The following is a 24419-nucleotide window of genomic DNA, read 5'->3' on the forward strand; positions in this document are numbered from 1 at the left end:
TTGATTAATTAATTTATTAATCGATGAATATTTTCTTTACACAAGACAGCATAATCTCAGACTACCTATAGTGGTCGTCTTTAAAATAATAATATTATGAAGCAGCGCGGCAATTTACACAAGGCATTTTGCAAAATAGGTATGTTAGCCCTTGTATATGTATTCATTGGAAGTATAGCAAATGCTCAGATAAATGTAATTAAACCTAATACAATTCAACAAACTATAAAAACTCTTTATCCAACCAAAGATTGGGTAATAGCAGACTTTACGGTAACCGACCCGAGATTTGGCGCGAAAGCCGAGCCGGGATTTGATAACAGAGCGGCTTTTCAGGCAGCTATTGATGCCGCATACAAAAATGGCGGCGGTATAGTATATGTGCCGGCAGGTCATTATGAGTTTCGCAGTACGCAAACCGCCGTTAAGAGCGTCAGAGTGCGACAAGGCTCAGATGAAACAATGAAAGATTTTAAATACCAATATGTGCTGAATATCCCGACAGGTGTGCAGCTTCGCGGCGATTGGGCTGACCCTGAATTACACCACGGGAAAGTACTTGGAACAATACTTGAAGTGCGCGTTGGGAAAAATGCGCCCAATTATAACGGAACGGTTGAAAGCTGGTGGAACGACCCGCAGGCTAATAATGCGTTACATACTACCTATACCAGCATAGCCGACAGGTTTATCAATATGAATCCGGGAACGGGCGTAACCAATTTATCAATCTGGTATCCCGAACAGCAAATCAACAATATAAAACCCTATCCGTGGACATTATTTCAACCAAATGGCGACTGCGCAACGATTGAACACGTAACGCTTGTAAACGCCTACAATGGTTTTTATGCCGCTCCGGGCGAACTTCATTATGTTTTAAACAGCTATTTGACAGCGCTCCATACAGGAATTGAAATCCACGTATGCACCGACATCGGGCGTATTGAAAATGTAAAAATAGACCCGAAATACTGGGCTAATTCAGGGCTTCCGGGTTCGCCATCGTTAGCGGAAATTACCGCATATACAAAAGCGAAGGGCATCGGATTTGAGTTGCACCGTTCGGATTGGGAGTATTTGTCATCACTATATATTTCGGGTTATAAAACAGGTATGTGGATTGGGAGAGAACCCGGTTTCGCCGATGCGCCCAATGCGCAATTTTACAACATTCATATCGATAATTGCGATACCGGATTGTATGTCCAGTCCGTAAATCCTTACGGGTTGCTATTTTCCAACTCTACATTCGGAGCGGAAAACGGTGGTAAAGCCGTATATTTTTATAAAGATTTCAAAACTTCCACGCAATTCAACGGCGTAGATTTCTCGGGACCTGTCGTAAGCGATGGCAGCGATGGCGTTATATCTTTTGAAAGTTGTACGTTTAGCAATTACAATGAAAACGCGCTTAAAATAAATAGCGGCAACATACTGCTGACGCAGTGCAATTTTAAAAAGCCTGCCGGTCATGTGTTGCTGGGTTCAAACGTGAATACGCTTAAATCGGTAAACTCAGGCTACAATGGTAAGCTGGAAGTTAAAAACAACAGCAAAGCTGCTAAGGTGGACGTTTATAACGGTAAAGAATATTTGTTTACCCCGATTCCTAAAAATATAGTTACGGATATTAAAACCCAGCCGAAACCTGAGTCAAACAAAGTATTGGAAGTTAATCTGCCGAAAGCAACGGGTTTTAACAATGATGAGCCTACGGTAGATATATCGGCTAAATTACAAGCGGCGCTTAATACGGTTAAAGCCGCCGGAGGCGGTACGGTATATCTGCCTGCCGGAAGATATTTATTAAACAATCCGGTTAAAGTTCCTTCCGGTGTTGAATTGCGGGGAATGTGGGATGTTCAGCACTATACACAAAGCGGCGGCACTGTTATATTTACAACTTATGACGGCGGAAGTGCAGGGGAAAAGGGCGCTTCGCTTATACAACTCGAAGCAAGCGCAGGCATCAGAGGATTGACCATTGCGCAGTTAAATTTGGCAACAGATGGTTTTAGCAATCGCAATCCCAGGAAAACGCCTTTCCTGATACAAGGACAAGGACCGAATGTGTATGTTATTAATGTAACGATAGGCGGCGGCGATAAAGGAATTGACCTTGCTTCCTACAACACAAGCGGACACTATGTGCAATATTTTGCCGGCGTACTTGCAAGAGCGGGTATATGGGTTGGCGGCGGCGCTGAAGGCGGTTTTATACGGAATATGCAACTTAATCCGGCTTATGGAACAAGACTTCCGGAAAGTGGAGAAGGATTTCCGAGGATAAGCCTGACACGTTTCGTGCAATCAAATTGCAGCGCGCTTAAATTCGCCGATGTTAAAAACGAGACAATCTTTAATAATTTTGTTTACGGCTCATTCTACGGCATCCATTTTCTGAAAGATGCGATAACCGGTCATGCTCCCGGAAAAATGACAGTTATTGGTCATGGCTCGGACGGATGTTCATATTCTTTATTTGTAGAAGATGCCGATAAAAATACTAAGATAACCGCTATCAATTCCGAATTGGTTACTACAAAAACGGCTGAGCCCGTGAGGTCGTATGTTTTGATGGGTGGCGAAGCCAACACTAACAAAGTTGACCCGAATGCTCAACTTGCCTTGTACAATACGGCGTTTTGGGGCAGCCCCACTATTGCGGCTATTATCAACAGTGGTTCAGTTCGTTTTCAGCAGGCAAACTTTCAGTCTTCCGGCGCTCCGGGTATAGACGACAGAGGGGGAAATGTTCATGTATATTCTTCTTACTTTTCTCATAGAATGACAGGCGGATCTACCGGCGATAATGTGTATGCGAAACTACATACAACCGGCGATTCATTAGAGCTGACCAACAACTATTATATCTCCGGTTTTAGGATAAATAATGCAAAACCGGGCAAAATTTATGGCTCTGATGTTATTTCCGATAAGAAGTAAAGTTCACAATAATGCTTTTCTGAAATGTAATATTCTAAGAAGATGAAAGGATTTTCGATAGGGAAGATAACGGAAGATAAAAACACATCAATGTAATTTCTTAATTTGTTGAGTTCATATTCAGATAAACTTTTATAAGGAAATTAATATCTGAATTAGTAATTGGTTAATTAATAAGTATTTCCTTTACAAAAGAAGCAATAATTTGCAGATTATACCGAGCTGTTTTAACATTTAAGCTGTATATCATGATATCTAATCGAATTGTATTATTTGTAATATTATTATGCCTGTCTTTTTCTTTGGTAAATGCACAGAAAACAACAGGTTCTTTAAGCGGAACGCTTGTGGACACTTCGCGGATAGATACTTCGTCCGGTTTAAGTCAGGCAACCGTATCGCTTGTTGATGCTAAAGACACGACAAAAGTGCTGCGTACATTATCTGACAATCAGGGTAAGTTTTCGTTTCATGGTCTTGCGCCCGATGTGTATATGTTGCGTGTATCGTATCTCGGTTATCAGCCGATAAATAAATTCATAGGCATTACACAAGTAAAGCCGAATATTGATTTGGGCAATGTCAATATGGAGCAAATATACAATGACAATGGTACAGTCATCATCAATGCATCAGTTCCTGCAAGTTTAAAAGGCGATACCACATCATATAGCGCAGCATCTTACGGAACTAAACCTAACGCAACGGTGGAAGACTTGTTGGGCAAGCTGCCAGGTGTAGAGGTTGATAAGAACGGCGTTATTACGGCGCAGGGCGAACAGGTAACGCGTGTGTTTGTGGATGGCAAACGTTTTTTCGGCAACGACCCGAAACTGGCAATTGAAAATTTGCCTAAAGATATTGTTGAAAAAATAGAGATATTTGACGGTAAAAGCGACCAAAGCGAGCTTTCGGGTTTCGACGATGGTATAACTATCAAAACAATTAATATTGTTACCAAACCCAGTAGAAAATTTGGTTGGTTCGGACGTTCCGCTCTTGGTGCGGGAAACGATGAAGCTACATTAAAAGACCCGCTATATACGTTAAATGCGCGCGTTTTTCATTTTGACGGCGATGTAAAAATGGGATTGGTGGGCGAAATGAATAATGTGAATGTTCAGGGCTTTACCCGTGCCGACCAAAACAATCAAAACGGATTGACGAAAACAGGTTCAGGAAATGCTTTCTTCGGAAATACATGGAACGGCAAAAAAGCAAAGACGGATTTCAGCGTAGATTATCATTATAACAATACTAATGTGAAGCTTTTACAAAACAGCATAAGACAGAATTTTTACAGCGACTCCGCATTGAACAATAATAATCTCGGTTTAGACACATCCAACACACTTACGCAAAACCATTCTATCAACTTAAATCTTGATACAAAATTTGATTCGACAGATGAATTGAGAATAAGACCGAGCATATCTTTCAACAGCTCAAATAAATCCACACAATCTTCGACAGAAATAGACAGTCTTTCCGGTGGCGAAAGTATTCCTAAGAACATAACTTATGCCGATAGAACGAATCACAACAGCGGGCACAATATAAATGTGAGCGCTACTTATGCTCATTCTTTTGCAAAAAAAGGAAGACGAATTACATTGGATATGCAATATTCAAACGGCGAAAGCAGCAACGGTGGGAACAACTATTCACGTATGCAGTTTTTCGGAATTGCGCCGGACGATGTAACCAATCAGCGAAACGAAACAGACGGCAATAATAATTCTCTTTCTTCCACATTGACTTACACCGAGCCGATTGCTCAAAATCAGCAGTTGGAATTGCAGTACAATAATTCTTTTTCGACCTATACTTCAAATAGAAAGACATTTGATTTTGACAGCTCAACCAATGATTATTCCATTCCGAATATTGAGCTGACAAATGATTTCAAAAATAATTTTTCGTCCAACAACGCCGTGATAGGTTACAGATACAATAACGGAATAATCAATTTCAACCTGTCGGGTGGCGTGAAATTCGGAAAGAAAGAAGGCAATAATCTTTCAAAAGATTACACGATTGTAGATAATTATACAAATCTCTATCCTACGGCGAGACTTACGTACAATATTTCAAGAACCAAAAAACTGATTTTCCGTTATGAAGGGCGCACAAATCAACCCGCAATTGCCCAGTTGCAGCCTATTGTGGATAGTTCAAATGTGCTTAATATCACGTCCGGAAACCCCAATCTTAAACAAAACTTTAATAATCATTTTCAGTTCAGATATAATGATGTTAATAATTCCGGTAAAAAGTTTTTTTTCGTTTTCTTAGATGCAAACTTTATTCATAACAATATTGTTAATTCGATAACACATCTGGAAAACGGCGGACAATCTACCATGCCAGTCAATCTTGACGGAAGCTACAATTTACACGGTTCGCTGGACTATGGTCTTCCGTTGATGTCGCCTAAATCCAATTTTGATTTTAAAACGGATGTGAGAAACAATCGTTCTGCAAGTCTTATTGACAGCAGCATGAATTTTACATACAACACGGCGCTTTCCGAAAGCATTCGTTGGTCAACTTCTATGGATAAATTGTTCGACATCAATGTAGCCATAACGCCCGCATACAACATTGCAACTTATGGCGATATAAGTGATGATGATAATCTGAATTATTATTCTCAATCTACGTCATTCGACGGAACGTGGTATGCAGCTTCGGGTTGGGAAATAACATCCAGTTTTGATTACACTTTTTACAATGGAAATGCTCCGGGGCAAAACGTGAGTATTCCGCTATGGAATGCGGGCATTATCAAGCATCTTTTTAAAGATAATGCAGGAGAAATCAGTATTTCGGTGCATGATATATTGAATGAAAATAAAGGCGTGAACTTTCAGAGAAGCGAAAATTACAGCCAACAAACCATGACCAATATTCTAAAAAGATATGCCCTTATATCATTCACGTATAATCTTCATAAGTTCGGTGTAAAAAGAAGTAAAGACGCATTAAAAGACTGGAAGAAGCGTTATGAAAACGATAAAGAATCTGAAGACGAAGGGTCGTAGTATGTCTTGATTATTGTATAATCTAAAGTAGAAAAAATATCTTCGTATATGTCTAAAATCTTATAAGGTATTCAAGCGTTTTTTATCTTCCGCACTCAACCGGACAGGTCGAAATTTTCTTCGGCTTGTCCGGTTTTATTTTTGTTGAAAAGCCGGTATAACTCACAATTATCTTCCAAAAAATTACTGATAAAGAAATTTAATTTACCGAAATGTTATATTTGTTCAATTAGAAAAACAATCTCGTTAAATGAAGAAAGCGATTCCGGTAAGTTTAGTGTTGGTGGCTTTGTCGCTGATTGGCTTTGTGATTTTACAAATCAACTGGGTATTCAACATTGTTCAAACGCAGGAACAAAAAATTATGTACAAGCTCGACCTCGCCGGGAGAGAAATTGCAGATTCGTTGGGAAGCACACAGTCCATAGCATCTATAAGACTGAACAACCGCGCTTTTCAAATGCCTTCGTTTAATGCTCCACCGGACCCGTTTAGCAATAAAATCAGCTATAGACTCACAGCAACGGAAGTAAATAATATTATCAGGAAAATATTGGCAAAAAACGATTTGAAAGCAAGCAATGTTGAGTATTGTATTTATTACGGACCCATCATTACCGGCATTAGCGAATATCTTTCCCCAGACTTTGCAAACGTGAGCCAGAAAATTAATGAAGACCCCGCGTATGCGGCAAACTCATTTAACTATTCTTATCCCATAAATCCCAGGACCGATATAAGCAACGGATTTATTATTTCCAATGAAACATTGACGATTCTCATGCCTTACATCAGCAAACAGGCGTGGCATTCGTTAACGTGGATTTTAATCGGCTCTGCATTGCTTACGCTCATCACAATTTCTGCATTTTATCTGACGGTCCGCAATATGCTGCAACAAAGAAATTTGAGTAAAATCAAGAGCGATTTTATCAACAACATGACGCATGAATTTAAAACGCCGCTCGCGACTATTTCTTTGGCAATCGATGCTTTGCATAATCCGAAAGTGAAAGGTAATGCAGAAAAAACAGAGTACTTTGGCGGTATTATCAAAGAAGAAAACAAGCGAATGAATAAGCATGTGGAAACAATATTGCAAGCTGCCTTGATGGAAAAAGAAGAGCTTCAGCTAAACAAAACAGAGCTTCATGTACACGATATTATCCGCGGCTTGGTTGATAATTTTTCTTTGCAATTGCAAGACAAAGCCGGACAAGCGATTACACATCTCAACGCTGCAAACGATTTGATTTCCGGCGACGAAGTGCATATTACCAATTTATTCAATAATTTAATTGATAATGCAGTTAAATATTCCAAGCCCGATGTACCGCCGAGAATCGTAATTACCACAACCAATTCAGCTAAAAATATAGTAGTACAACTGAAAGACAACGGAATCGGTATGTCCAAAGAATCGGTCAAAAGAATTTTTGAAAAATTTTACCGCGCCCATACGGGAAACCTGCACAACGTAAAAGGCTTCGGACTCGGAATGACGTATGTGAAAGATATTATAGATGCGCATAAAGGCAAAATAAAAGTAGAGAGCACTTTAGGAAAAGGAACAACGTTTACAGTCGAATTACCCTTAACCTGAACGAAATCGTTTGCGTAAATCATTCTTTGTGAAAAATACATTATTTTAAAATAAATTTAGCCATTCATGTGCGGAAATCATATACATTTGGACAAATGAAATTACATTTGCACAACATTTAAAAATTTTTAATTTAAACAATTAATAGAACTATGTCATTACGTTTCAGCGCAATCAGTTCTTTAACGAGCGATGCCGAAATAAAGGCAGGAGAAGCTACGCAAAAAGTAACTGCAATCTTTAGGGAAAATGTATTCTCATTGGATAAAGCCCGCGCATTCCTCAGCGACGAGGCATATAAAAGCTTGGTAGCAAGCGTTAAAAGCGGCAAAAAAATAGACAGAAGTCTGGCAAATCAAATCGCAAGCGGTATGCGCGCCTGGGCAGAAGCCAAAGGTGTAACGCATTATACACACTGGTTTCAGCCGTTGACAGGTACAACCGCAGAAAAGCACGATTCATTTTTTACGCTCAAAAGCGATGGAACGCCAATTGAAGAATTTGACGGTGCTACTTTAATTCAGCAAGAGCCGGACGCATCTTCTTTCCCCAACGGCGGTATTCGCGCAACTTTTGAAGCGCGCGGTTATACAGCCTGGGACCCATCTTCTCCGGCATTTATTTATGAAATTGCAGGCGGAAGAACATTGTGTATTCCTACCATTTTCGTTTCCTACACGGGCGAATCTTTGGACAACAAAGCGCCGTTGCTGAAAGCATTGGAAGCATTGGGAAAAGCTGCGGTGGACGTGGCAAATCTGTTTGATAAAAATGTAACAAAAGTAACGCCTACTTTAGGCTGGGAACAGGAATATTTTGTTATCGACGAAGCGCTGGCAAATGCGCGTCCGGACTTAGTTCAGGCAGGTCGTACGGTATTTGGCGCTGCGCCTGCTAAAGGTCAGCAATTGGAAGACCATTATTTCGGTTCCATTCCCGACAGGGTATATGCGTTCATGCGCGATTTTGAAACCGAAGCGTACAAGCTCGGTATTCCTTTACGCACACGCCACAACGAAGTTGCACCTGCACAATACGAAGTTGCGCCAATCTTTGAAGAAGTAAACATTGCTGTTGACCACAACATTTTGTTGATGGATGTAATGACGCGCGTTGCAAAACGCCACAAATTGAAAGTGTTGTTGCACGAAAAACCATTTGCCGGCATCAACGGAAGTGGTAAGCACAACAACTGGAGCTTAGCGACAGATACAGGAATTAATTTGTTAGCGCCGGGCAAAACGCCGAAAACAAACTTATTGTTCCTTACTTTCTTCATTAATATTATTAAAGCGGTGCACGATAATGCTGATATGCTGCGTGCGTCTATCGCATCTGCAAGCAATGACCATCGTTTGGGTGCAAACGAAGCGCCGCCGGCAATTATTTCTGTATTCGTAGGCGAATATTTGACCAAAGTATTGAACGATATCGAAACAAGAGTTGATGAAAAATTTGATGAACAGGATGAAGCTATTCTGAAATTGGATTTGCATAAATCGATTCCGGAATTGTTGCTCGATAATACGGACAGAAACCGTACTTCGCCGTTTGCTTTCACAGGAAATAAATTCGAGTTCCGTGCAGTGGGTTCTTCTGCAAACTGTGCCAATGCAATGATTACGTTGAACGCAATTCTTGCAGATACGCTTATCAAGTTCAAAGCAGAAGTAGATGAAATTATTTCAAAAGGAACGAAGAAGGAAATTGCCGTAATGCAAACCTTGCAGAAATACATTGTGGACAGCAAAGCTGTATTGTTCGAAGGCGATGGTTACAGCGAAGCATGGGAAAAAGAAGCTGAAAAACGCGGCTTGCCGAATGTAAAAACAACACCTTTAGCGCTTGATGCTTTGGCTACCAATAAGGCAAAAACATTGTTTGAAGGGTTGGGTATTTATACGCATCGCGAGTTGGAAGCACGCCACGAAATTGAGCTGGAAAATTATCTGAAAAAAGTGCAAATCGAAGGTCGCATCATGGGCGATTTGGCGCTGAACCATATTTTGCCTGTGGCAATTGCTTATCAAAATAAAGTAGCAGGGAACATTCAGTCATTAAAATCTTTAGGTTTGGCGGAAACGTCGTACAAAGCGCAAAGCGAATTGCTGGCACGTCTTTCCGACCACATTCAGGCAATTTATACCAAAGTGCATGAAATGACAGAAGCACGCAAAATAGCAAACGCTATCACAGACGTTCGCACACGAGCTATTGCTTACGAAAGCCAGGTAAAAGCGAAGTTCTTTGACGAAATCCGTTATCATGTGGACAAGTTGGAACACTTAGTTGACAACGAATCATGGACTTTACCTAAATACCGCGAGATGTTGTTGTTGAGATAATTTGTGTTTCTTACAGAGAACACAAAATAAATAAGGCACAGAGATTTTTTCTTTGTGCCTTTTCCTTTTGAAATATTTTCCTGCAGAATAACAAAAAATTCAATTTCGCCGTTGTTGCATCTTTTGACCAACAACCATAAACGCTTTGTGCGTCAATTTCTCTGTGCGCTCTATGCGAAACATCTTACCTTTGCGCACAATTATGCAGGAATACACGCTCAAAAAATCGCTGGGGCAACACTTTTTAAAGGACGAAAATATTTGTAAAAAAATTGTGGAATCCTTGTCTCCGCTGCATTTCACGCAGTTGGCAGAAGTCGGGCCCGGCGCGGGAGCCATTACAAAACACCTGCTGCAAATTCCGAACATCGATTTTAAGGCGATAGAATTAGACAAAGAAAAAGTTGATTTTCTCGAAAAAAATTACCCTGCCATCCAGGGCAAAATCATCAACGAAAGTATTCTTGAAACTACTGTTCCTTTTGAAAATGAATTTGTGGTCATCGGCAATTTTCCCTACAATATTTCTTCGCAAATTTTGTTCAGAGTTCTCGAATGGAAACAGCAAGTTCCCATTGTTATCGGAATGTTTCAGAAGGAAGTTGCACAGCGTGTTGCAGCCAATAACGGAAAAAAAGATTACGGGATTTTGAGTGTATTGATACAACAGTTTTACGAAGTAAAATATTTGTTCGACGTGCCGCCGACAGCATTTAATCCGCCGCCCAAAGTGATGAGCGGCGTTATACAACTCACGCGAAAAGAAAATACTTTTGCGCTGCAAAGCGAACGAAAATTGTTTGTGTTGGTAAAAACAGCATTTAATCAGCGAAGAAAAACTTTGCGCAACGCTGTAAAATCTTTGTTCAGCGCAGAAGTTTTGCAAGACGAAATTTTCAATAAACGAGCCGAGCAATTAAGTGTTGAAGACTTTGCGAAACTCACTTTTAAAATGTGAACCATGATTAGGCGCATTATAGGATTAACACAATAATTGAATGACGCTATGCGAAGCGTCCTCGCTTCGCATTTATATTCTGTCGGCTCTTGCCGACAACAAATAAAATGAATTAAAAAAATGAAGGCAATCATTACCGCGAAAGCGCACGATATTTTAAAAAATACATTGGAACAAAAAGGATTTGAAGTTTTATATCAACCAACAATCACTTATGCAGAATTGGAAAATATCATTCCCGAAATTGACGGATTGATTGTAACCACGCGATTGAAAATAGATAAAAATATTCTCGACAAAGCGTCGAAACTCAAGTGGATTGGGCGTTTGGGAAGCGGTATGGAATTAATTGATGTTCCTTATGCCGAAGCCAAAGGTATTCAATGTGTGAGTAGTCCCGAAGGAAACAGAAACGCCGTTGCGGAACATTCACTTGGTTTGATTCTGAATTTATTGAATAAAATTTCTTCTTCCTTCGATGAAGTGAAGACGCACAAATGGATTCGTGATGCCAACCGCGGCACAGAGCTTACCGGAAAAACGGTCGGTATTATCGGCTTTGGCAACACGGGCGGCGCGTTTGCAAAATTGCTGCAACCTTTTGGCGTAACGGTTTTGGCGCACGACAAATACAAATTTGATTTTGCGCACGATTACATTCGCGAAGCGCAATTGGAACAAATATTCCGTTATGCAGATGTTGTGAGTTTGAACCTTCCATTGACTGATGAAACTTTTCATTATGCCAATGATGAATTTTTCAATTCATTGGAAAGAAAACCTTTGTTCATCACGGCTTGCAGAGGAAAAGTTACAGACGTTCCGGCATTGTTGCGCGCTTTGGAAAACGGAAAAATTTCCGGCGCAGGCATGGATGTTTTGGAAAATGAAAAATTAGATACTTATTCCGATACGGAATTCCGGTTGCTGGATGCGCTTGCGGCAAAATCCAATGTGATTTTAACGCCGCACATTGCGGGTTACAGCCATGAAGCCTTTTATAAAATGAGTGAGGTGGTCTTACAAAAACTTAGATTGTTTTCGTAATTTTTTTATTTTTTTAAGAAAAGATTTTTTATCTTCGTAATGATTGAAATCAATTGTGCAGCGCCACATTCATTTGTGGCGTTGTATTTTTTTTGTGTAACATAAAAATATAATTCCTATGAGCGACGTAATGTATGTTTCAAAAGAAAGTTTTGAAAAAATGAAACAGGAATTGCATCACATGCTAACCGTACTTCGCCCCGAAGCTTCGCGCGCTATTGCCGAAGCCCGGGAAAAAGGCGACTTGCGTGAAAATGCGGAATATGATGCAGCCAAAGAAGCACAAGGTATTCTGGAAGCAAAAATAGCGAAATTGGAAACGCTGGTGCACAATGCCCGCATTGTTGATGAAAGCGAGATTGATACAAGCAAAGTTTCTGTATTGACCAAAGTTACTATTACAAATACGGGGACAAAAAAGACCGTAACATACCAGTTGGTAGGCGAAAAAGAAGCAAACCTGAAAGAAGGGAAAATTTCGGTTGCATCGCCCATCGGACAAGGATTGCTGGGTAAAAAAGTAGGCGAAGTGGCGGAAATAAAAGCGCCCAATGGCTTATTAAAATTTAAAGTGGATAAGATTTCAGTGTAAATATTTTTCAACGCTTGAAACGAAAAGAGGCTGCAAAAAATCGTTGCAGCCTCTTTCTGTTTCCGAAGAAAAATTATTTACCCTGAACCAAAGGATAATGGTCAATGGTTTCAAAAGCAATGCTCGTATCTTGTTTCAGCAGCGTAATGAACTTTGCAAGGCTGTCGGCATATTGGGGTTTGCCAAACAACCTGTCGTGCGACAAAATAACGATTGCATTTTGCGCTTTGGTTTCGCCATTTGCCAGCTTTGTTTTAACCATGTTTGCCATTGCTTCTGCGCTTTGAACCGGCGTAGAGCCTTTGCCTTGCTGCCATTCCACATCCCAACCGATGACGGAATAACCTAAAGAATCTAACCGCTGACAAACTTGCAAAGGTGTTTTTTGCCCGGATATTTCTTTATTCAAAACCCAGGAGTTCATACCCGGCAGACGGATAATTTTTACATCGATATTATATGTGTTTTGCATTCTCATAAAATCGTTCAAGGCGCTGTCCGGATGCGCATAAAACCATCTGTATTTATTGCTTGCATGCGTCCAGCTATGATTTGCCATTAAGAATTGCGGATAACTGTTGTGCAGTGTATCGAGAATGCGTTTACGCAACGGGTCAAAGGCGTTGGCGCCTACGGAAAAGAAAGTTGCTTTTACGCCTTGCTCTTTAAACACGCGCAAAACGTTGCTTGTGCCGGGTGGTTGCGGGCTGTCGTCCCAAGTAAGGAACACATATTTTTTTGTCGAATCTAATTTGATGGTCGAGCCTGGTTTCAAAACTGTGGAAACGGCTGAAGAATCTTTTGCTGAGTTTGCTGCATTTTTATTACCGTTTTTGCAAGCGGAAAATGCAAAAATTGTCGCGATGGAACACGCTGCAACTGCTATATTTTTATTCAGTAACATAGGTTGAAATTTTTATAAAATTAAAGCTATATATTTCTTTGGTAAAGAAGATGAAAATTGTACCAAGTTTTTTGTTTGTGGAAAAATTGATGATTTGCAAATGGGTTGTACACAAAAAAAGCCCTGAAACGAAATCGCCCCGGAGCTTTACCCAAAAAATGAAAAAAATTATTTCGTACTGTCTGCTGTGCTGCTTGCAGGTAAGTTGGTTAAAGAAGCATTATGTTCTTTCTCCGCTCTTTTTTCGCAAGCAGAACAAAGTTCATTATCACCTATTTTTCTGGCTTTAAATGCATCTTCAAGCGAGCCTTGCGCTACACCTGCGTGCCCTTTAATGTATTGACAATCTGGATAGAGATGGTATTTTTCACTATTGGGTGCCCAATAAACTGTGCTGTTTGTTTTGCCTGTAAGCTGTGTTAAAACAGAATCCTGTGCATTCAGTTGCGCAGAATATTTTTCAATCGACGGCGGATTAAAATCTGCGCCAGTAATGCCTGCAATCAGTAATGCGATAATGCCTACTGCACCTGCAATTCCTTTGGTTTTGCCGTCCAGTTTTTTATCGGTAAAAATGATGATGATTAACGGTAGAAAAGCCAGCACGCTCATAATAGCGCCAAGCTGGTTTTGAATGAAAAACTTCGCTCCGTCTTTTTCCGATGCCGGGTCTAAACGATTGGCTTTTTTCCAAAGCGTAGAACCCACGACCGACAGAATGAGAATAACTACAATGGACACAATCAGCCATGTAAGATTGAGCTGACCGTGCTTTAATTTTATAATGGCAAATATTTCGCCGGCAATGGCAATGAGCCAAGCCAAAAATGCAAAGAGGCGGAGTTGCTTGGCTTGTCCTTTGCTCTCGGCGCTTGCTTCAAAAACTTTTTGTTCCGACATGGCATTATTTTTTTAAATGAAAAAATTAGCTTAAAGATAGATTAAAGAAATGAAAATATAAATAAATGAATAAAAATCCGAAGAACGCCTCTCCGGATTTTATTGTTAGGTTCAAAAATGAGGAATAATTAAATCAGATTTTTCAATGTACCTAAAAGTCCGCCTGTAGAGTTGTTATTACTGCTACCGCCCATTAAGCCGGACAATGCACTTTCGATACCGCCCAGGCTGATGCTATTGTCGTTTGGGTCGTTGGCTTTGCCGGAAAGTTTGCTAAGCACGGTCGGAATAATGGACGAAGTTAAAGACGAAGCCGTTTCCGGGCTAATGCCGAATTTGGATGCAAGGCTTCCGGCAACTTTTTCAACAATGTTTTGCGTGGTTGCATTTCCTGCGACATTACTGTTGCTTTGACCGCCGCCGAACATTCCCATAATGCTGGAAAGCCCACCGCCTGCAACTGCCGCCTGAAGTTCACTAAGGATGGATCCGTGTGCATGTTGAGCAATCGCATCTGTCTGGTCGTTTGAGACATCGGGCGTATTATTTACGGCTGAGCCCGTTGCTTCTTTTACTAAGTTTAAAAGTTCGTCGAACATAGGTGTAGGGTTTATTTTTTGTAAATTAAGGATGTTAAGGTAGGTAAATTATTTATATATGAAAATTATTTTTTTGTTGCGAAAATCAATGCTACCGGCATCGGCAACGTTACGGAATGTTGCGTGTAAGTGAGCAAGCCTGTTTGTTCATTTATTTTATAAATTTTTATGGAATTGTCATCACGCGCAGCTACTAATAAAAATTTACCGTTGGGCGAAATATTAAAATCGCGTGGATGTTTGTCTGTCGGTACGTGGGCGACTTCTTGCAAAGTTCCATCTTCTTTTATTTTAAAAATGGTAATATCATTTGCTTTACCGCGATTGGAGGCATAAAGGAATTTACCGTTGGGCGAAATACGAATTGCTGCGCTGCCTTTATCGGCATTTGCGGTATCTTCTACGTCGGTGGATGTTACTGTTTGCAAGTAAGTGAGCGAATCATTCTGAAAAGAGTAAGCAATTATTTTTGCTTCCAGCTCGTTCAACAGATACACAAATTTTTTATTAGGCGAAAAAACCAAATGGCGCGGACCAAAACCTGCCGAAACTTTGTATTTTTTTGCATTTGCTTCGTTCACGGGTTTTACATCATTTGCGTTGAAAGGATATTGATACAAAGTGTCGTTGCCCAAGTCGCATACAAATAAATATTTTTCGTCGGGCGACAGGAATGTTGAATGAACATGCGACTGCGTTTGAATTTTTTTGTTGGCGCTCGTACCTGAATGCGCGATAATTTGCACGGCTGGCGACAGCTTGCCCGAATCGTTGGTTTTATAAACCGAGAAATTGCCGCCGTTGTAATTGGCAACAAACACATTTTTTCCCGTGGAATCTACCGAAACAAAGCACGGCGCATCGCCGTTGGAAAGCTGTGAATTTAAAAAATTGATATTCCCTGTTCTGTTATCGAAAGCAAAAGCAGACACGCCGCCTTTAGTATTTGCATCGGTATTTTCATTAACTGCGTACAAATATTTTTCATCTTTCGTCAATGCGAGATAAGACGGATTGAAAATATTTTCAGTATGAAAAACAGGATTGAGCGTACCGCTGTCTTCGTCAAAATCATATAAATAAATGCCGCCGCTTGCGTTGCCTGCGGTGTAAGTTCCCGCCAATACATATTCTTTGTTATTGCTCATTTTGGATGGTTTGCAACTGCTTGCAGCTGTGATTGAGAGAGCTATACAGCCAATAAGAAATTTTCGCATGATTATTTAATTCAAACAAAGATATTGAAATCGTGTAGTTATATTATATTAGATTGGTTCGTGTCATAAAAAACTCCGACCGACTATCAAAGAAAAAGAGACAGTCGGTCGGAGTTTTGAAAATTAAATGCTAACTATTTTACCGTAACAGTAACGGTTGCCGCTAAAGCGCTTCCGTAAGAACGATGGATAGCATCGCCAAATTGCAATGTCAATGTATGTTTTCCGGCGCTTAATGGAACGGTTGCTTCTGTTTGTCCACCGCCGTAATGAATGTGTGTGCTATCTGCCGGAATCACTTGTCCGGTGGGAATAGAATCTCCTGCATCAATCAATAGATGATGATGACCCAGACCTTCGGCGATTTGTCCGTCAGGTGCTTTTTTAACCACCGTCATACTGTCCACGCCAAACTCAATTTTAACAGGAGAAGAAACGGTTTGCCCGTCTTTCAGGTTTTTGAAATACACTTTTGCGCCCGCAGGCACCGGCGGCAAAGCCGGAACAGTATCTGTTGCGACAGTTGATGCTGTTGTAGAGTCTGCGTTAGAAGCGCTGCCCGAACCTGAATTACAAGCAACTAACGACGTCAATAATATCGCAGGAACGATGAATAATTTTCGCATAATAGAGAAATTTTATGAGTGAGAAATTTTGTTGAAACGATAAAGTTAAGCATACAAGCTTTTTCTGCAAAACTTCATACGGCGATTCTTGCTTAAATTTGCTTTTTCAATCATTAATTTTAACGTGGCATTACCATTACCCGAAGCACTCCTTTCATCTTTGCAAAACACCAAAGGTTTTGACAGAAACGGCTTTATAAAAGTTCACGAAGAAACTTCCGGCATCACATCTGTAAGATACAATCCCGACAAATTATTGTTGTATAAAAATGCTTTACCTGAAGATAAGGTTGGCTGGAATCCTTACGGTTTCTATCTTTCGGAGCGTCCATCATTTACTTTTGACCCTTTGTTTCATGCAGGGTTTTATTATGTGCAGGAAGCCGGAAGCCAGTTTATTTGGGAAGCATTGTCGCAAACAAGCGATAGAAACGAGAAGGTAAAAGTACTGGATTTATGCGCCGCGCCCGGCGGAAAATCAACCTTATTGTCATCCTATTTTTCCAATGGTTTAATTATCGCCAATGAAGTGATTAAGTCAAGGGCGAATATTTTAGTTGAGAATATTACAAAATGGGGAACAGATAATGTTGTAGTTACCAATAATGACCCGCAGCATTTTTCTTCTTTAAAAAATTATTTCGATATTGTGCTGATAGATGCACCATGCAGCGGAAGCGGACTTTTCAGAAAAGACAATGATGCGATTACAGAATGGAGCGAAGACAATGTAAAACTTTGCAGCCTGCGCCAGCAAAGGATTTTGGCAGATGTATATCCTTCGATAAGACAAAACGGGTTGCTTATTTATTCGACTTGCTCTTATTCGCCACAGGAAGATGAAGAAATACTGGATTGGCTGACGGATAATTTTTCCTTAGAAAATATTCCGCTTGAAACACGGGAAGAATGGGGAATTACACAAGTCGAATCTTCAAAAAACAAAGCCGTAGGCTATAAATTTTATCCTGATAAAACGCGCAGCGAAGGATTTTTTATTTCCGTTTTTCGGAAAAAGGACGGCGAAGTTTTTTATGAAAATAATGCAAAAAAATTAGCTGTTCCTAATAGAAATGAAATCGCTGAAATATATAATTGGATTGAAATTCAGCAACCTGTTCAGATTTTTAAACACAACAATTCTTTTATTGCTTTGAATGAAAATTGGCTGGACGAAATTCCTTTGTTGCAGCAAAATTTATATTTGAAAAAAGCGGGGGTTACCATCGGCGAAATTAAAAACAAGGGACTTGTTCCTGCGCACGATTTGGCGGTAAGTACTATTTTCGCAAAAGTTCTTCCGCGTGTAGAATTGGACAAGGCACAAAGTTTGCAATATCTCAAGCGCAAAGATTTTGAGTTGAACGATTCGCTGAAAGGCTTTGTTTTAGCAAGTTTTGAAGGAATTAATCTTGGCTGGATGAAATTGTTGCCCAACAGAATCAATAATTATTATCCCAACGAATGGCGTATTTTAAAAGATTAACTTTGCTCTTATGGATAAAATCCGCATCTTTAAAAATTGTAATTAACAAACAGAAATAATGAAAAAAATCATTCTTTTTATAAGTGCATCTTTTATTATCGGTATTGCTTCGGCACAGTCAAATTTTGTGGTACATACTATAAAAGACGGCGAAACACTTTCACAACTTGCCAAGCAATACGGCACAACGGTGGGCGATATAATGCGGCTCAATAAAATGACGACAGACAGTAAATTGTTCGTAGGCGAAGCGGTTAAAATACCCACAGCAAATGCACTGGCAGAAACGTCTCATACAGTAGCAAAAGGCGAAACACTGTACCAAATTGCGCGGGCAAATAAAGTTACCGTTGCTCAATTGCGCGACTGGAATAATATTCCCGACAATACTATTAAAGTAGGGCAGGTTTTGCGCTTGACACCTCCGGCTGAAGGTAGTCCGGTTGCAACTGTAGAACGCCCCTCTCCTGTAGCAACACAGGCAGATAATACGCTTCCGGCACAAAATTCTTCTGCACAATCTGCTGATAAGGTAGCAGAAACTACAGTTCCGGCAGCAAGTGACGACAAGCAAAGAACGGGAGATTCGGAAGCGCAGTCGCAACCGCAAACACCTATACCAACAGATACTGAAGAAGGTGTGTTTTCGACTGCTTATCTAAGCCACGCAAACGGAACGGAATTAATTACAAAAGGAACAGCCGGCATTTTTAAAACCGCAAGCGGATGGCAAGATAAAAAATATTATATTCTGATGAATGATGTTACTCCCGGAACTATTGTAAAAATACAGGCGAACGGTAAAACAGCTTATGCAAAAGTGCTTTGGAACCTGGGTAATGTAAAGCAAAATGCAGGCTTGACATACCGCATCAGCGATGCCGCAGCGAACGTATTGAGTCTAAGCGGCGACAGCTTTGATATTATTGTTTCTTATTATAAATCCAATTGATTTTACAAAAACGGTTTTCATAATTGGCATAGATATTGGTTTTAGTATTGTGGCTAATCTATGAAAATCATTCAATTAGGAGAGATTGTGTGAGGTCTTATGCTCATGCAACCTTTTAAAAGCATCGGAACTTTGCCGATGCTTTTTGTTTTATGTCTCTTTATCAGATATATTAAGATAATAATTATTTATTAATTTGTTTTGACTTGAAAGTTATTTTGTGGAAATTTGGCAATTGTTTAGCAAATATTATTATTAATTAATCTGTATGCAAAAAACTTCTTTTAAGAGAGTTGCTCCGTTCCTTATTTTGGCGCTTGTAGCTTTGGGTGCGTTGTTTATTCCTTCGATAACGAATTACGCTGATGCTTCGGGAAAGTATAATGGCGCCGATACCACATGGGTACTTATTTCTACTGCTTTGGTATTTTTAATGACGCCGGGGCTTGCCTTTTTTTACGGCGGCATGGTAAACAGGAAAAACATTCTTTCTACCATGATTAAAAGTGTGGTAGCTGCGGGAGTCGTGAGTGTTATTTGGGTTGTTGTTGGGTTTAGCTTGTGTTTCGGAAAATCTATCGGCGGTTTTGTGGGCAATCCTGCGACTTTTTTCTTTTTTAAAGATGTGGCTTCGGGGCAGCCGTGGGGCGGAATGCCAACGGTTCCGTTTACATTGTTTTCTTTATTTCAATTAATGTTTGCCATTATTACGCCGGGTTTAGTGGTAGGCGCTGTTGCCGAAAGAATAAGATTTACTTCGTACATTTTGTTTATTGTTTTGTTTAGTTTATTGGTATATGCGCCGCTGGCACACTGGAGTTGGCATCCCGATGGATTTTTAGCAAAAATGGGTGCGCTCGATTTTGCAGGTGGAACAGTGGTGCATATTTCCGCAGGATGCGCTGCACTTGCGGGTGCTTTGGTCTTGAAACGAAGAAAAGTCCACATCGAAAAAATAGAAACGCCGCCGGCAAATATTCCTTATGTTTTAATTGGAACAAGTTTGTTATGGTTTGGTTGGTTTGGGTTTAATGCGGGTTCTGCGGGCGCTGCAAACGGATTGGCTGTTTCGGCTTTTGCAACGACCAATACAGCAGCAGCAGCAGCGGGTTTATCATGGATGTTTTTTGATGTGATGAAAGGGAAAAAACCTTCTGTGCTTGGCTTCTGCATTGGCGCTGTTGTCGGCTTGGTGGCGATTACACCGGGCGCAGGATATGTAGCAATTCCGCAAAGTATATTTATAGGCGTGCTTGCTGCCATTATTTCAAATACAGCCGTTCATATTAAGTCAAAATCCAGAGTAGATGATACTTTGGACGTTTTTCCATGCCATGGGATAGGCGGTATTGTAGGAATGATTTTGACCGGTGTATTTGCTACAAAAACCGTTAATAGTGCAGGTGCAGACGGGCTGTTTTATGGCAATGCAAGTTTCTTTTTTACTGAACTGAAAGCACTGCTTTTTGCCGTGGTTTATAGTTTTGTGGTATCGTTTTTAATTTTCAAGTTTATCAACTTTATATTGCCGTTGCGCGTGAGCGAAGAAGACGAAAAAATCGGCTTGGATGCTTCGCAGCACGATGAAATTTATTTAGATCCGCCGCGACCAATTCATACCGCTTCTGATATAGTGGCAAAAGCTTAAATTTACCTGCTCATGTTTAATTGAAATCCTTTGTATTTGCACAGAGGATTTTTTTATTTGGAAGTTTCTTTACGTGATACGGAAGACCACATTTTTTGTAAAAAACGAAGCATTTCATCGGCATTTTTTACATCATTCACAATCAGCAAAAAGTTGGTGCCTATTTGTTTCAACCTCGCTTTGTTCGTTCCTGTTTGCAAATAATCAAGGATATTTTTAAACGTATCGCTTTCAAAATACGGCGAATCGTTTTTGTTGATGAAGAAACAGCGCAATACATTTTCTTTCAGCGTCATTTTCTCAAAACCTAAGCCAATAGCGAGTTCCCGCGATTTGATTACGGAAAATAAATCTTCCACCTGTTGCGGAATTGCGCCAAATCTATCAATTAATTCCTGACGAAAATGTTGCAGTTCTTCTTCATTCTGATAATGGTCGAGTCTTGTATAAAGCGCCAAACGTTCCGTTATATTTTCAACATAACTATCGGGAATTAAAATCTCCTGGTCGGTATCAATCGTGCAATCGGAAACAAAATCGTCTTGCTTGGAAATTTCTTCTTTGAACAAATCCTTAAAGTCTGTGCGCTTGAGTTCGCGAATGGCTTCTTCCAAAACTTTTTGGTACATTTCAAAACCGATTTCAGCCATGAAACCCGTTTGTTCTCCGCCCAACAAATTTCCCGCACCGCGAATATCCAAATCGCGCATCGCAATCTGGAAGCCGCTTCCCAACTCGCTAAACTGTTCCAATGTTTGCAGGCGTTTTCGCGAATCGGCAGGTAAAGTGCTCATCGGCGGAGCTAACAAATAACAAAATGCTTTTTTATTATTTCGCCCAACACGACCGCGTAACTGATGCAAATCGCTCAACCCGAAATGATGCGCATTGTTGATGATAATCGTGTTCACATTCGGAATGTCCACGCCGCTTTCAACAATATTGGTACAAACCAATACATCGTATTTCCGCTCAATAAAATCCAATATTTTTCCTTCCAATTCTTTTCCATCCATTTGTCCGTGAGCATAAGTAACACTTAAATCGGGACAAAGCTGTTGTATCAAAGCACTCATTTCTTTTACGCCCTGCACACGATTGTAAACAAAGAAAACCTGTCCGCCGCGCTCGATTTCAAAATAGATGGCATCGCGTACAAAATCGTGCGAAAAGACCTGTACTTCGGTTTGAATCGGTTGGCGATTTGGCGGCGGCGTATTGATGATTGATAAATCTCTCGCGCCCATCAAACTGAACTGTAATGTACGCGGAATGGGCGTTGCAGTCAATGTAAGGCTATCTACATTGGTGCGCAAAGTCTTTAATTTTTCTTTGTGCGCCACGCCAAACTTTTGTTCTTCATCAATAACCATCAAGCCTAAATCTTTGAATTTCACATCCTTTCCGAGAACAGCGTGCGTACCAATAATTATGTCAATTTTTCCTTCGGCTAATTTTTGTAAAGTTTCTTTTTTCTCTTTCGCCGTTTTAAAGCGATTGATAAAATCGACCGTAACGGCAAACTCTTTTAGCCGTTCCGAAAATGTTTGAAAATGCTGATAGGCAAGAATAGTCGTCGGCACTAAAACCGCCACTTGTTTTCCATCCACAACAGCCTTAAAAGCCGCGCGGATAGCCACTTCCGTCTTTCCGAAACCCACATCGCCGCAAACCAATCTGTCCATTGGTGCGGGACTTTCCATATCGCGTTTTACATCGGCAGTGGCTTTGCTTTGGTCGGGCGTATCTTCATAAATAAAGCTCGCTTCCAATTCGGTCTGCATATAATTGTCGGGCGAAAAGGCAAAGCCTTTTTGCGCTTTTCGTTCCGCATATAATTTGATTAAATCGAATGCAATTTCTTTAACGCGCGTCTTGGTTTTTTCTTTCAGCTTGTTCCAGACATCGCTGCCGAGCTTGTTGATTTTCGGTTCGGTTCCTTCTTTGCCCGTGTACTTTGAAATCTTGTGCAGCGAATTAATATTCACATACAAAATATCATTGTCGCGGTAAATAATACGCACCGCTTCCTGAATGCTGCCGTTACTTTCGATTTTTTGCAAACCGCTGTAACGACCGACGCCGTGGTCGATATGTGTAACAAAATCGCCGGGCTGCATATCGCGCAAAGTCTTTAACGACAAGGCTTTGCTCTTGTTGTACGCCTGACGGATATGATACTTATGATAACGCTGAAAAATCTGGTGGTCGGTGTAGCAAACGATTTTTAAGTCATCGTCAATAAAGCCTTCGTGAATGCTGACAGCCAATGGCGTGAATTGAATTTCGGTATTCAAATCCGTAAAAATGCTCCTTAACCTTTCAAGTTGTTTTGCTTGTTCCGAGAAAAGATAAATATCGTATTTCTTACTTTCGTAAGACTTTAAATCTTTAATCAGCAAATCGAAATTGCGGTTAAACGAAGGCTGCTCTTTTGTGAAGAAGTCAGAAGTTAGAAGAGAGAAGTGTGGTTGGTAGCCAAACTCAATAATCGTTCTTTCTAAAATTTCTTCTTTGATAATTTCTGAAGAGAGAAAATCATCTTGATTAATATTCTTTAAAATCTTTGTTTCTTCAAATTCATCGTTGATTTCTTCGACAAAATTTTCATTATCCTTTTTATCCAAGAAGTCCTGCAAATCCAAGTTCTGACGAGTGATTTGCTCCGCAATTACGTCCCAGTCTTTCAGCCAGATAATCGTGTTTTCGGGAAGAAAATTGAACAAAGAAATTTTTTCTTCATCATCAAATTGTGTTTCTACATTTGGTATAATCGAAACCTGCAACAGCTTACGCTCGCTCAATTGTGTTTCCGGATCAAACAAACGAATGCTGTCCACATCGTTGCCGAAAAGCTCCACACGATAAGGCTTGTCATTTCCGAACGAATAAATATCCAAAATGCCGCCGCGCAAAGCAAACTGTCCGGGTTCGTACACAAAATCGGTTCGCACAAAACCGTAATCGACGAACAATTCCATTAAACTATCAACATTCAAAGTGTCGTTTACTTTGATATGAATAATATTTCCGCTCAACGTTTTGGGCAGCACTACTTTTTCAAACAACGCTTCGGGATAAGTAATCATCGCGCCGGTGCGTTCGCCCGTTGGCGCAGAAAATCTTGTCAATGCCTCTGTCCGTAGCATGATGTGCGACGAATTGAGCAGTTGAAAATTCTTTCTGTTTTTGAAAGAAGACGGAAAATAAAACAGGTTCAACGCGCCTGTAAGATTTTCCAAAGTGTTGTGGAAATACGCGGCTTCCTCTGAATCGTTCAGTACAAAAACATGGTTGAAATTTTTCAATGCTTCGTGCTGAAATACTGATGCAGCAAGGAATTCAGCGGAACTGCCTTTTAAATTCTGTAAAAATATTTTTTCGGATTTGGACAGTAAAAGCCTGTCCGCCAACTGTTTCAGGCGGGGAAAATTGTTGTACTTCCCGAGAAGTGTCTGTAGGTTCATAACACGCTGCAAAGGTACAATTTGCCATGACACTAATCCTAAATAATTCGTGTCATAAAACATTTCGTAATATTGTTTTTTC

16 protein-coding genes are annotated in these 24419 nt (G+C 40.3%); 10 read left to right on the forward strand and 6 right to left on the reverse strand.

Annotation, left to right across the window (positions count from 1 at the left end; all coding sequences use genetic code 11):
- The first annotated feature begins 96 nt into the window (after nt 1-96).
- From A9P82_RS12220 to greA, 7 genes are all read left to right on the forward strand, one after another.
- Nucleotides 97-2949: a glycosyl hydrolase family 28-related protein gene (locus A9P82_RS12220; RefSeq protein WP_066208232.1), complete on the forward strand. Its 2853-nt coding sequence runs from the start codon at nt 97-99 to the stop codon at nt 2947-2949.
- 248 nt (nt 2950-3197) lie between these two features.
- The gene (locus A9P82_RS12225) at nt 3198-5993 is read left to right on the forward strand and encodes an outer membrane beta-barrel protein (protein ID WP_082915337.1); all 2796 of its coding nucleotides are present in this window, start codon (nt 3198-3200) and stop codon (nt 5991-5993) included.
- Nucleotides 5994-6243: 250 nt separating this feature from the next.
- On the forward strand, nt 6244-7596 hold the full coding sequence (locus A9P82_RS12230; RefSeq protein ID WP_066208235.1) for a sensor histidine kinase: 1353 nt from the start codon (nt 6244-6246) through the stop codon (nt 7594-7596).
- Nucleotides 7597-7748: 152 nt separating this feature from the next.
- Nucleotides 7749-9941, forward strand: a complete 2193-nt coding sequence (locus A9P82_RS12235; protein WP_066208237.1) for a glutamine synthetase III family protein — start codon at nt 7749-7751, stop codon at nt 9939-9941.
- 172 nt (nt 9942-10113) lie between these two features.
- Complete coding sequence (rsmA, locus tag A9P82_RS12240; protein ID WP_231891156.1) at nt 10114-10899, forward strand: 16S rRNA (adenine(1518)-N(6)/adenine(1519)-N(6))-dimethyltransferase RsmA; 786 nt, start codon at nt 10114-10116, stop codon at nt 10897-10899.
- Nucleotides 10900-11019: 120 nt separating this feature from the next.
- Nucleotides 11020-11946, forward strand: a complete 927-nt coding sequence (locus A9P82_RS12245; protein WP_066208239.1) for an NAD(P)-dependent oxidoreductase — start codon at nt 11020-11022, stop codon at nt 11944-11946.
- Nucleotides 11947-12064: 118 nt separating this feature from the next.
- On the forward strand, nt 12065-12538 hold the full coding sequence (greA, locus tag A9P82_RS12250; protein ID WP_066208242.1) for a transcription elongation factor GreA: 474 nt from the start codon (nt 12065-12067) through the stop codon (nt 12536-12538).
- A gap of 73 nt (nt 12539-12611) precedes the next feature.
- On the opposite strand, the gene A9P82_RS12255 is transcribed toward greA, so the two are convergent.
- From A9P82_RS12255 to A9P82_RS12275, 5 genes are all read right to left on the reverse strand, one after another.
- Nucleotides 12612-13442, reverse strand: a complete 831-nt coding sequence (locus tag A9P82_RS12255) for a polysaccharide deacetylase family protein (protein ID WP_066208244.1) — start codon at nt 13440-13442, stop codon at nt 12612-12614.
- A 168-nt stretch (nt 13443-13610) separates the two neighbouring features.
- Nucleotides 13611-14342: a hypothetical protein gene (locus A9P82_RS12260; protein ID WP_066208246.1), complete on the reverse strand. Its 732-nt coding sequence runs from the start codon at nt 14340-14342 to the stop codon at nt 13611-13613.
- 128 nt (nt 14343-14470) lie between these two features.
- Complete coding sequence (locus A9P82_RS12265) at nt 14471-14941, reverse strand: hypothetical protein (RefSeq protein ID WP_066208248.1); 471 nt, start codon at nt 14939-14941, stop codon at nt 14471-14473.
- 65 nt (nt 14942-15006) lie between these two features.
- Nucleotides 15007-16089 carry a lactonase family protein gene (locus tag A9P82_RS12270; protein WP_197492169.1) on the reverse strand — a complete coding sequence of 361 codons (1083 nt, stop codon included), beginning with the start codon at nt 16087-16089 and terminating at the stop codon, nt 15007-15009.
- Between the two features lie 203 nt (nt 16090-16292).
- Nucleotides 16293-16784 carry a DUF4399 domain-containing protein gene (locus A9P82_RS12275; RefSeq protein WP_082915338.1) on the reverse strand — a complete coding sequence of 164 codons (492 nt, stop codon included), beginning with the start codon at nt 16782-16784 and terminating at the stop codon, nt 16293-16295.
- A 124-nt stretch (nt 16785-16908) separates the two neighbouring features.
- Between A9P82_RS12275 and A9P82_RS12280 the strand changes: the two genes are divergently transcribed.
- The 3 genes from A9P82_RS12280 to A9P82_RS12290 all read left to right on the forward strand — a co-directional run bounded on the left by A9P82_RS12280 (nt 16909) and on the right by A9P82_RS12290 (nt 20870).
- A complete protein-coding gene (locus A9P82_RS12280; protein ID WP_066209914.1) occupies nt 16909-18270 on the forward strand; it encodes a methyltransferase RsmF C-terminal domain-like protein in 1362 nt (453 codons plus the stop codon).
- A gap of 58 nt (nt 18271-18328) precedes the next feature.
- Nucleotides 18329-19222, forward strand: coding sequence for a LysM peptidoglycan-binding domain-containing protein (locus tag A9P82_RS12285; protein ID WP_066208253.1), 894 nt, complete (start codon nt 18329-18331; stop codon nt 19220-19222).
- A 268-nt stretch (nt 19223-19490) separates the two neighbouring features.
- On the forward strand, nt 19491-20870 hold the full coding sequence (locus A9P82_RS12290; protein ID WP_066208254.1) for an ammonium transporter: 1380 nt from the start codon (nt 19491-19493) through the stop codon (nt 20868-20870).
- Between the two features lie 53 nt (nt 20871-20923).
- Here the strand turns inward: A9P82_RS12290 and mfd are convergent, their stop codons facing one another.
- Complete coding sequence (mfd, locus tag A9P82_RS12295; protein ID WP_066209916.1) at nt 20924-24337, reverse strand: transcription-repair coupling factor; 3414 nt, start codon at nt 24335-24337, stop codon at nt 20924-20926.
- Nucleotides 24338-24419 lie beyond the last annotated feature (82 nt).

This window comes from Arachidicoccus sp. BS20 (assembly GCF_001659705.1).
Taxonomy (GTDB): domain Bacteria; phylum Bacteroidota; class Bacteroidia; order Chitinophagales; family Chitinophagaceae; genus Arachidicoccus.

What these genes read in the sequence shown, in the direction of transcription:
- A9P82_RS12220 (WP_066208232.1), top strand. Translation starts at nt 97, where the DNA reads ATGAAGCAGCGCGGCAATTTACACAAGGCATTTTGCAAAATAGGTATG.
- A9P82_RS12225 (WP_082915337.1), top strand. Translation starts at nt 3,198, where the DNA reads ATGATATCTAATCGAATTGTATTATTTGTAATATTATTATGCCTGTCT.
- A9P82_RS12230 (WP_066208235.1), top strand. Translation starts at nt 6,244, where the DNA reads ATGAAGAAAGCGATTCCGGTAAGTTTAGTGTTGGTGGCTTTGTCGCTG.
- A9P82_RS12235 (WP_066208237.1), top strand. Translation starts at nt 7,749, where the DNA reads ATGTCATTACGTTTCAGCGCAATCAGTTCTTTAACGAGCGATGCCGAA.
- rsmA (WP_231891156.1), top strand. Translation starts at nt 10,114, where the DNA reads ATGCGAAACATCTTACCTTTGCGCACAATTATGCAGGAATACACGCTC.
- A9P82_RS12245 (WP_066208239.1), top strand. Translation starts at nt 11,020, where the DNA reads ATGAAGGCAATCATTACCGCGAAAGCGCACGATATTTTAAAAAATACA.
- greA (WP_066208242.1), top strand. Translation starts at nt 12,065, where the DNA reads ATGAGCGACGTAATGTATGTTTCAAAAGAAAGTTTTGAAAAAATGAAA.
- A9P82_RS12255 (WP_066208244.1), bottom strand. Translation starts at nt 13,442, where the DNA reads ATGTTACTGAATAAAAATATAGCAGTTGCAGCGTGTTCCATCGCGACA.
- A9P82_RS12260 (WP_066208246.1), bottom strand. Translation starts at nt 14,342, where the DNA reads ATGTCGGAACAAAAAGTTTTTGAAGCAAGCGCCGAGAGCAAAGGACAA.
- A9P82_RS12265 (WP_066208248.1), bottom strand. Translation starts at nt 14,941, where the DNA reads ATGTTCGACGAACTTTTAAACTTAGTAAAAGAAGCAACGGGCTCAGCC.
- A9P82_RS12270 (WP_197492169.1), bottom strand. Translation starts at nt 16,089, where the DNA reads ATGAGCAATAACAAAGAATATGTATTGGCGGGAACTTACACCGCAGGC.
- A9P82_RS12275 (WP_082915338.1), bottom strand. Translation starts at nt 16,784, where the DNA reads ATGCGAAAATTATTCATCGTTCCTGCGATATTATTGACGTCGTTAGTT.
- A9P82_RS12285 (WP_066208253.1), top strand. Translation starts at nt 18,329, where the DNA reads ATGAAAAAAATCATTCTTTTTATAAGTGCATCTTTTATTATCGGTATT.
- A9P82_RS12290 (WP_066208254.1), top strand. Translation starts at nt 19,491, where the DNA reads ATGCAAAAAACTTCTTTTAAGAGAGTTGCTCCGTTCCTTATTTTGGCG.
- mfd (WP_066209916.1), bottom strand. Translation starts at nt 24,337, where the DNA reads ATGAACCTACAGACACTTCTCGGGAAGTACAACAATTTTCCCCGCCTG.